6 protein-coding genes are annotated in these 5,659 nt (G+C 38.4%); 4 read left to right on the forward strand and 2 right to left on the reverse strand.

Translation table 11 applies throughout. The features are described 5' to 3' along the window. Positions 1 to 251 (reverse strand): hypothetical protein (locus NE536_RS22270; RefSeq protein ID WP_261274053.1); only part of this gene is annotated, 251 nt, incomplete at its 3' end. 54 nt (positions 252 to 305) lie between these two features. Further along, a complete protein-coding gene (locus NE536_RS22275; protein ID WP_012197974.1) occupies positions 306 to 482 on the reverse strand; it encodes a TraY domain-containing protein in 177 nt (58 codons plus the stop codon). A gap of 161 nt (positions 483 to 643) precedes the next feature. Between NE536_RS22275 and NE536_RS22280 the strand changes: the two genes are divergently transcribed. From NE536_RS22280 to NE536_RS22295, 4 genes are all read left to right on the forward strand, one after another. Next, complete coding sequence (locus NE536_RS22280) at positions 644 to 1,288, forward strand: S24 family peptidase (RefSeq protein WP_012197975.1); 645 nt, start codon at positions 644 to 646, stop codon at positions 1,286 to 1,288. Positions 1,289 to 1,715: 427 nt separating this feature from the next. Then, positions 1,716 to 2,648 carry a hypothetical protein gene (locus tag NE536_RS22285; RefSeq protein WP_212601034.1) on the forward strand — a complete coding sequence of 311 codons (933 nt, stop codon included), beginning with the start codon at positions 1,716 to 1,718 and terminating at the stop codon, positions 2,646 to 2,648. 1,297 nt (positions 2,649 to 3,945) lie between these two features. Further along, a complete protein-coding gene (locus tag NE536_RS22290) occupies positions 3,946 to 4,632 on the forward strand; it encodes a ParA family protein (protein ID WP_012198006.1) in 687 nt (228 codons plus the stop codon). Further along, entirely contained in the window at positions 4,625 to 4,984 is a 360-nt protein-coding gene (locus NE536_RS22295) for a hypothetical protein (protein WP_012198005.1), read from the forward strand. The genes NE536_RS22290 and NE536_RS22295 overlap by 8 nt, the downstream gene beginning before the upstream one ends. The last annotated feature ends 675 nt before the right edge of the window (positions 4,985 to 5,659 follow it).

The raw sequence follows: 5,659 nt of genomic DNA on the forward strand, positions 1-5,659 counted from the left end.
ACGAGAATGGCGAACTGTGCAGTTGAGCCGGTGCCAACGGTATCAACAATTTCAGATTTAGCCGGTGCAAAAGGATCTGCAGCATGTACATCCCAAGACAACAGCAAAGTAGCGATGACACAAATGATGAATAGGAAGGTGCAGCGCATTATGAATATGGTGCTATCACTGGGTATATGTTTTGCGAGTCTTAGAATTTCTTCGTTTACTTCACTTTGTTGTGCATTAGGTTGTTGGGTTTTGGTGGTCATATAACACTTCCTTAGTATTGCGATCCCATTTTGGGATCGTGATGGTAAAAAAATTTAAGACTTATCTTTTCCTTTTAGACCCATTCCCATCTCATCGAAGCGGCTAAGGTGGTCAATGAGTCGTGCTTGAGCCTCTTTGCGCTTAGAGCGATTGTTACGTTTTGCCGAGGCTTCTAACATTTCGTTTGTTTTGCCGTCTAAAACGACATTGACATGCGTCGGCTTGGTCATGAAAGAGAGATAATTACTGTATGGATGATCATGGGATGGATAATAAACGAGCTAAACAATGATAGTCAACAAAAAACAATGAAAAATAAACACAATAAAATGATAACTATTGCTAAAGCATTAGAATTGAATGATTGTGTGTTCTAGGTGCTATGAAAATAATGGATAAGTTATCCAATAGAATAAAAACAAAAAGAAAAATCTTAGGTTTAAAGCAAAAAGATGTCGCAAAATTAATGGATGTGACGTCTCAAGCTATTTCAAGTTGGGAAAGGGAAGTAACCAACCCGAGCGGAGAGTTATTGCTAAAACTGGCAAATGTTCTGAAAGTAAATGAAGGTTGGTTACTGTATGGCGATACTTTTAAAAATGACAAAATAAAAGACTGTGGAGAAAAAGTTACTTTTCTTCGTTACTATCAAAGTGTTAATGCTTCAGCAGGTCATGGGTGCTTAAACGAAAATGAAACCTATTCTGAATATCCTGTTCCCAAATCAGTTGTAGATAAGCAATTCGATAAAGACAAGCTTTTTTGTATAGAATGCCGAGGTGATTCTATGGAGCCTGTTTTAAAATCAGGCTCTATTTTAGCAGTAAACCCATGCCAAACTCGTATCGATGATGGTGGGTTATATGTTGTGAAATTAGGATCGGAGCTTAGAGTCAAAATTTTAAGTTTATCAAACGAAGGAATTACATTGAAAAGCTTTAATAAACAGTATCTTGATGAGACGGTAAAACAAGGTGATGTAAGGTTTAGTGTTGAGGGTAAAGTATTTTGGTTTTCATCATCATTAAATGATTAACAATAAAAAAAAAGATGAAATTTATTTATAAATAACCTATTATACTCTTAGGTTTTGAAGCAAAAGTGCATTACATAGCACGCTACTACATAGTCTTCTATGTAGTGTATTTTTCAAAACTAGAATGTGATCTTTGGTGATTCTTTGGTCTTAAGCATTCGACAACGAAGCCGGCTACTCGATGGGTCGGCTTTTTTGTGCCTAAAATTCAGTGAATTAAGATCGTTGATCTTTGCGATCGTTTCGTTTAGAGTTATCCGCAATGTTTGGACTAATCACCCAAACAGCCCTTAAACATCGAGAATCATAAAAATGCTTAATTTATTCAATGGCTGCCTTTTGCAGCACCAGCACCTCAGATACATATACCCTCTATGCCGCCAGATCTTACGATCTATGCCGAGCGATAGCTGTGGGATTGTGTCTGATGCAAAACTCTAGTCAATCAGATCTTCTCTATTCATCATTCAGCAGTGATGATTATCAAGAACATCCTCCTTTATCTAGTTATGCTGATATACCTCATGTTCATATGGCAGAACTGCCAGATGGCAATGCTTACTCTGTCGATGAAGAAGCGATTAGGTTAAAAGTTGCTAGAAAAGCTGAGCGTGACAAGATCAATGCCGAAATTAAGAGCCTTGCTAACATCGTCAAGAAAAAAGGTGTAGCTGTTGGCTTTAAAGCAAAAGTAGCATCTTATGCTGGATTTAAAGCTAAGCGACTACCTGATTTTGTGCAAACGTTATTAACCCAATCTAAACTATTGCCTCACCGCGACGATTTTTTAGATCGCGGAGATGGATTGTGTAGAGGAAAAACTCAGGCACGTTCTAAAGTAATATTAGGCTATATGCTCTCTGCATTTGTTGTTAACTGTAATGTCAACAACGGTCATATTGTCGTTGCTACTAGACATGGCGGCAAGAACGTTACTCATGATGAACTACGTAAAGAAGTAGCCATGCGTCACGGTGTCTACATACCAGAATCAACCTGGTACTTTTACGTTAATCGATTAGTTCAATGCGGCCACATTGAAAGCCATACGGTGAGCATTTATGAGGATGGCCACGTTGCCTCTTTTCATGCTGAAGCGAGCCATAAGTATTTATCAACAAAGCTTATGTCAATGTTGGGGGCTGACCGATTATCTGTAAGAACAGCAGCTGCGAAGCATAACGTTGATCTGAAACTGGCAGGAAAATCATTTAAGCAAAAACCCCGCTACGCGAGTTCGCGCTATCGTCGCGATGGTTCTCTTCGTCAAAATATGCCAATCATAAAACCGTCTCAAGAATTGTTGGCACTTATTCGCTCTCACTATGAACGCGAAGCTTACTACGTACCTCCCAATTGACATTCTAAGCCTTTTTAATTCTTCGACTATCAATCAGTACATTACTGATGCTTCTCATGTCCCAATGTCCAATAAGCCCCTCATACCCCTAATTTATTAGGAGTATCTCCATCAATTCTTAATATTACTTAGCCAAATTGGATTGGATTGATCATATTTTATGTATAGCCATACTTTCTTTTTAATAAACTTAAAGTACAAAAAAAAACTGCAAAGTTAGTTGTGATCTTTAGTCTCACCTCTTTTGATTTTTCTTTTGATTTTTAGCTTTAGAAAATGAAAGATAAAAAGATCTATAGCAAAAGACTTAAAAATGATGACTGATAAATCAGTCGCTTCTACAAGAGATTAAAAGCAGCGCTGTAAGTTGATTTTGTCTCCGACCGTTAAACTTCAAACGTGCTGCAAGTCAGTTGCTAAAGAAAAAAGCGTCTAGCAGAAGGGATTTTGCAAGCGTAATGCCAAGATTCGAATAGGTTTTAGCATTAGATAAAAATCAAATCAAAAACCTGTTTTAAAAGCTGATTTAACACCATAGATAAAGCCAAAGATGAATAAAATGGTTTAACCATTGTATTGTGCATGTGATGATACAATACAATGGTATTAACTAGCTAAAATATAAAGATAAATTTATTAAAAGATAATGGGAAAATTTGCGTTAATTGTAGCTTTTCTAAAATTTTTGGCTTGTAGGGGTCAGTTTAGATATCGAAAATTATTGTACGTTATGATTATTTGTTAATCAGACACCGCATCTTTATAAAGAGCCTGAATGCGGTAAATCTGCGAAGCACGGTAGCCCGTTGCATCTGCCGTTTCGCGGATGCTAAGTTTTTTACCTGCCGGTAATATATGACGTTCTGGTGCCGTTCATAACCCGTTAACGTGAGTTTTCGTTCCACTGAGCGTCAGACCCCTTCATGATCGGGGTTTGAAGTCCTGCGGAACGAAAACGTACGCTAAGGCCATTCATCAAGCTCCACTTGCTGCTTCCATTTAGCACCTGTTCTGCAAGGGTGAACGAGTAGTGGCTTATCATGTTCATTGACACAGTAACTCCAGTGCTCTGTAGGGTTCTACGCCGAATTCCATAATTTTACATTTTTGGCGCGTTGGGCAAATTTAGCAATCTTCGAAACAAAGTAATAATATAGCTAGATATAGTAAAGATAGCTAGCTATCTACTATTGAATCTAGCTAGCTATCATGTTTTAATATAGCTAGCTAGATTGTTTTTGTATAGCTAGTATACTGTTTGATAGCTAGCTATCTTTTGCTATATGGAGAACTAATAATGACTGTTATTGCATTTGCACAAAGTAAAGGTGGGGCGGGAAAGACCACGGCTTGCGTTACATTAGCCGGCGAACTATGCCGACAAGCATCAGAAAGTGGTATAAAAATTACCCTGATTGATACCGACCCCAACCAGCATAGCGCGGGATGGGCTAAGAAAAACGGTTGTCCGTCAAATCTGGTTTTGATTGAAAAATCAACGGAAGATACTGTTCTTGATGATATTGAAACTGCAAGTTCTCAGACTCAATTTGTGTTGGTAGATCTTGAAGGAACAGCTAACTTTGCAGTGACACAGGCTATTAGTCGGGCTGATTTGGTTATCGTTCCCTGTCAGGGATCAGAGGACGATGCCAGCGAAGCAGCAAGAACCATCGGTTTGATCCGCAAGCAAGGCCGTTTACTGGGACGGAAGATCCCTTGTTGTATCTTACTGACTCGCACAAGTGCCGCGATACAAACCAGATTATTAAAACTGATTAAACAAGATTTTATTGAGAGTGGTGTTCATATCCTTAATTCAAGTTTGATTGACCGTGAAGCATTTAGAGCTGTTCGCAGCTATGGTGGGACGGTAAACAATTTAGATCCTGCGTTGGTATCTGGTACAGACAAAGCGGCTATCAATGCTAAAGCGTATGCTAATGATGTTAAACGTATGCTGTTGGAGGTTAATAATGGATAACCCACGCACTAAAATAGTAATTGATGAAAGTGATGATGATATTTCACTTTTTAAAGTGTTAGCGGCTACAAGCTCTAAGGCTCAGCCATTGACCGAGCGGCAGTTGAAAGAAGTTGAGGCCCAAAGTGAGACTCTAGGCTTTACGCGCCGCGAAAAACGTAAACGTTCGCCTTATGTCATTCAAAAAAATATCAAAATTCGCGTTGGTATGGATGAACTTTTAAGCGAATTAGGTGAGGCTGTTGGTTCTAAGAGTGACCAGGAAACTTTTGATATTGCCATTACTAAACTGGTTGAGAGTATTGGGTCTGTACGACTTTCAAGTATGTTGAATGAAATTTCAAAAAGATAGCTAGCTATCTTTTTTTTGTATAGCTACCTCAATATGTTTACGCGCAACCTATAGATTGGCCAATGATGATGGATCAGATCATCACTGGCCTGTGCCAAAACCTAGGAAATAAGGAATCTAAATTTATGTCACAAATACAGTATAACGAAATTGGTAAAATCCGTCTAATTGACATACCTCAGTTGCCAGCTGGGCTACTCATTAAGTGGTTGGCAACCAGACCTATTTGGATGCAAGAGCGCGTGATTAAACAGCTCACATTGATTCATTAATTACGGTAAGGATTATCCATGGTGAATCAGACTTGCCTAGTCTGGTTCACACGCGAAAACACAGCTATTTTACGCTGGCTTCGGGCTAACGCGCTTTTGCCCCAAAGTGTGCCAGCATATTCGAAACTCTCACCAGTCAAAGTGAACATTTGACTAAAATTTTCTAATGCTTTATTTCGTAAAAAGTATGTCATTAGATCTCGTGTTTTAATTCGGCTACGTTCCTCTGCTAACTACTGCTAAAGGTGGATAACACGCTGATGCATATTATAATAAGTGTTTAAATAGAAACGCTTGTATGATTAGTAAGACAATGATTTTTAAGAGTTAAGTATCTTAGCAAGAGATAAAGGGAATACAGCCTTTAAATCAACTTTTATAAGAATAACGATGGGAGATAAAT

It is taken from the genome of Shewanella septentrionalis, from assembly GCF_025370265.1.
Classification (GTDB): Bacteria; Pseudomonadota; Gammaproteobacteria; order Enterobacterales; family Shewanellaceae; genus Shewanella; species Shewanella hafniensis.

Excerpts from the sequence above, each read along its gene's own strand:
- NE536_RS22275 (WP_012197974.1), bottom strand. The coding sequence starts at position 482 with ATGACCAAGCCGACGCATGTCAATGTCGTTTTAGACGGCAAAACAAAC.
- NE536_RS22280 (WP_012197975.1), top strand. The coding sequence starts at position 644 with ATGGATAAGTTATCCAATAGAATAAAAACAAAAAGAAAAATCTTAGGT.
- NE536_RS22285 (WP_212601034.1), top strand. The coding sequence starts at position 1,716 with ATGCAAAACTCTAGTCAATCAGATCTTCTCTATTCATCATTCAGCAGT.
- NE536_RS22290 (WP_012198006.1), top strand. The coding sequence starts at position 3,946 with ATGACTGTTATTGCATTTGCACAAAGTAAAGGTGGGGCGGGAAAGACC.
- NE536_RS22295 (WP_012198005.1), top strand. The coding sequence starts at position 4,625 with ATGGATAACCCACGCACTAAAATAGTAATTGATGAAAGTGATGATGAT.